Origin of the sequence: Candidatus Amarolinea aalborgensis (genome assembly GCF_900491745.1) — a bacterium.
GTDB lineage: Bacteria > Chloroflexota > Anaerolineae > SSC4 > Amarolineaceae > Amarolinea > Amarolinea aalborgensis.
Genome location: NZ_UETR01000074.1, coordinates 1 through 3,443 on the forward strand (window position 1 = coordinate 1; position 3,443 = coordinate 3,443).

Here is a 3,443-nt window from a genome sequence, read left to right on the forward strand (position 1 = left end):
TCGTGCATGGAGGATGTGGTGGGCAAACCAGTTGACGATGGGGCACTATTCACAATTCAGCATTCAGCATTCAGCAATGACAAGACGGTCTTGATCGTGGTGCACGATTATCCGCCGATTGTGTCGGCGGGCGCAGAGCGGATTGTCAAATTTGCGCAGTATTTGCCTGCCTATGGCTTCCAACCGCTGATTTTGACTACGGGGCGCTACGGCGAACGACTGACGGACGCCGCGAGTCAGGTGTACCGCGCGGCAGACCTGGTGCACGCGCTGTTCAGCGGCCTGCGCCAGCGCCGCGCCGCGGGTGTGGCGCAAGAGGCGCAGTTTCGCGTCGCTACGGTAGGCAGCCAGAGCCTGCTGGGCCGCGTGCGTGATGAGTTCATGGTTCCAGACACGAAGCTCGGCTGGCTGCTGCCGGCTGTGCGCCTGGGCAATCGGCTGATTGCGCAGCAGCGTCCAGCTTTGATCTTCAGCACGTCGCCGCCCGAAACCGCTCATCTCGTGGCGCGGCAGCTCGCGCGGCGCTATCGCCTGCCGTGGGTGGCCGATCTGCGCGACGGCTGGCTGTTCGAGCCGCCCAACCCGGCCGTGCGCCAGGCCGCGTGGCGCCGCAGCCTTGAGCAGCGGTTGGAGGCAAGGGTCATCGTCGCGGCCCAAGCCGTGATTGCCGCCACCAACCCCATCGCCGAAGACCTGCGCCTGCGTTATGCGGCCGCGGCTGGGCGCATCCACGTCATTACCAACGGCTTCGACGCCGCGGAATTTGCCGGCTTGCAGCGTCAACGGCCAAAAGACGGCGTTTTCCGCCTGGTGTACACGGGCGCGCTGGCGTCCAGCCGCCAGGGCACTTCGGCTGCGGCCTTTTTTGCGGGCCTGGCCCAATTCGTGCATGCGCGGCCGGCTACCCCACTGCAGGTAATCGTGATCGGCGACGTCAGCCCGGTCGAACAAGCGGCCGCGGCCAGCCACGGTCTCACGGACGTCGTCAGCTTCCGGCCAGCCGTCTCACGCCGCGAGGCGCACCAGGCGCAGTTAGACGCGGACGGGCTGCTGCTCATCACCGCGCCCGGTCAGCGCAGTGTGGCCACGCTCAAGCTGTTCGATTACATCGGCGCGGGCGTCCCGATCCTGGCGCTGGCTGCAGACAACGCTGCGGCCGCCATCGTACAGCAGTACAACCTCGGCGTCACTGTCGCGCCCGATGATCCGGCTGCCATTAGTTATTCACTACACGAATTGGTGGCTCGCCATCAGCTTAGCGACACCCGGACGGGATTTACCGCGGCGCAGCAGCAGTTCGAGCGCCGCCAGTTGACCGGACAGTTGGCGGCCTTGTTTCGTTCCGTGCTCAACCAGGCGTAGACCATGATGCAACCGACCCTTTCTGTGATTATCGTCACCTGGAATGTCAAAGAGCTGCTGCTGCGTACGCTGGCGCGGCTGCCGGCTGCGTGCGCGCCCTTGGCGTGGGAAACGATTGTCGTGGACAACGCATCCAGCGACGGCAGTCGGGAGGCCGTGCGCGCCACATTCCCAGGCGTGACTTATCTCGACAACGATAGCAACTTTGGCTATGCGAAAGCCAATAACCAGGGGCTGAAATTGGCACAAGGCAGCTTCTTGCTCCTGCTCAACCCTGACACCGAGCCGGACGCCGGCGCGCTGGCCGCACTTGTGGCCTTCTTACAGTCCCAGCCCGCGGTGGGAATGGTTGGGCCGGCGCTGGTTTTGCCCGACGGCAGCCCGCAGCCCTATGGTTTCGGCGGCGACCCCACTGTCGGCTATTTGCTGCGGCGCAACTTCAAGCGCCTAGCGCGGCGCGGCCCGCTGCACGATTGGGGCGCGGCGCAAGCTGGCCCCGTGGACTGGGTCAGCGGCGCGTGCCTGCTCGTCCGCCGCGAGGCCTACGCACAGATCGGCGGTTTGGACGAGGGGATGTTCATGTACTTCGAGGACAACGACTGGTGCTGGCGCGCGCGCCAGGCCGGCTGGCAGGTGTGGCGCGAACCGGCCGCCCGCGTGGTTCACATCGGTGGGCAGTCGTTGAAGCAAAATCGTCGTGCGCCCGCCGCCTACTACGCCAGCCTGCGCACCTTCTATCAGCGGCACTACGGCGCGCTCGACCGCCTGGCGCTGGCGCTGCTGCTGCGCCTGCTGCCCGCCTCCAACGCCTGACAGGGTGAATGCCATGACGACGACGCCCACCATCGTGCTCGATCTGCGCAGCGTGCAGGACCATTTCCCCGGCATTGGACGCTACAGCTTTCACCTGGCGCAGGCCCTGGCCGAAGCGGCGCCCACCTGGCGTTTTACTTTCCTGACCCAGTCTCAGGCGGCCAATTCGCGCTACGATGTGGCCGGGTTGGCGCGCTGGCCCAACGTGACCCTGCGTCCCACTGCGCAGGCCATTTTCTCCTGGCAGGAGCAGATCACCCTGCCCCGCGCCTTGCCGCGCGACCATTTGCTCCATTTTCCCTATTACATTTACCCCTATTTCAGCCGGCGCCGCACGGTCGTCACCATCTACGACATCATTTCCCATCTCTACCCGGCGTATTTACCGTCGGCGATTCATCGCGCCCTCTTCGAGATCACGACGCGCCTGGCGCTGGCGCGTTCGGCCCACGTCCTGACCCTCTCCCAGTCAGCCGCGAGCGACCTGCAGCGCGTGTATGGGATGCCCGCGGCGGCGATCACGGTGACGCCGGCCGCGGCCGACGCCCGTTTTCAGCCCGCAGCGGCCGCGGACACGCATGGCCTGCGTCAGCGGCTGGCTCTGCCAGATCGTTACGTGCTGTTCGTTGGCGCCAACAAGCCGCACAAGAACCTGCGGCGCCTGGTGGAGGCCTGGGGCAAGCTAAAAGCCCAGGACGCAACGTCGCCCTCGCCGTTTGCCCAGGGAATTGGCCTGGTGCTGGCCGGCCGCGAGGACCCACGCTACATGGGGATTCGAGAAGAGATTGCGCAGGCTGGCCTGCAAGAGGATGTGATCGTGCTCGGCGCAGTGAGCGAGGCCGACCTGCCGGTCTTGTACAGCGGCGCCGACGTCTTTATTCTCCCTTCGCTATACGAAGGGTATGGGCTGCCGATGATCGAAGCGATGGCCTGTGGAACCGCGGTAGTCTGCAGCAGGACATCGAGCCTGCCCGAGGTGGTTGGAGATGATGCTGGTCTGCTGTTCGATCCGACCGACAGCGATGAGATCGCATCAGCCCTGGCGCGCGTGCTGAGCGACGACGCCTTGCGCACCGGCTTACGGGCGCGTGGCCTGGCGCGCGCGCGCCAATTCACCTGGCAGCGCACGGCCGAGCTGACGCTGGCCGCGTATGAAAGGGAACTCTGAATGGTGAAAGCGGAATGCGGAATCGCAAGCGCCGTGCGCGTTCCTCGTTCAGCGTTCCTCGTTCAGCGTTCCTCGTTCAGCGTTCCTCGTTCAGCGTTCC

Annotated in this window: 3 protein-coding genes; all 3 read left to right on the top strand. The window is 65.3% G+C overall.

The window, feature by feature from the left end:
* Window positions 1-1,362 (top strand): glycosyltransferase (locus ACPQ6D_RS23695; protein ID WP_423226825.1); only part of this gene is annotated, 1,362 nt, incomplete at its 5' end.
* A 3-nt stretch (window positions 1,363-1,365) separates the two neighbouring features.
* The gene (locus tag ACPQ6D_RS23700; protein WP_423226826.1) at window positions 1,366-2,175 is read left to right on the top strand and encodes a glycosyltransferase family 2 protein; all 810 of its coding nucleotides are present in this window, start codon (window positions 1,366-1,368) and stop codon (window positions 2,173-2,175) included.
* A gap of 13 nt (window positions 2,176-2,188) precedes the next feature.
* On the top strand, window positions 2,189-3,343 hold the full coding sequence (locus ACPQ6D_RS23705; protein WP_423226827.1) for a glycosyltransferase family 4 protein: 1,155 nt from the start codon (window positions 2,189-2,191) through the stop codon (window positions 3,341-3,343).
* The last annotated feature ends 100 nt before the right edge of the window (window positions 3,344-3,443 follow it).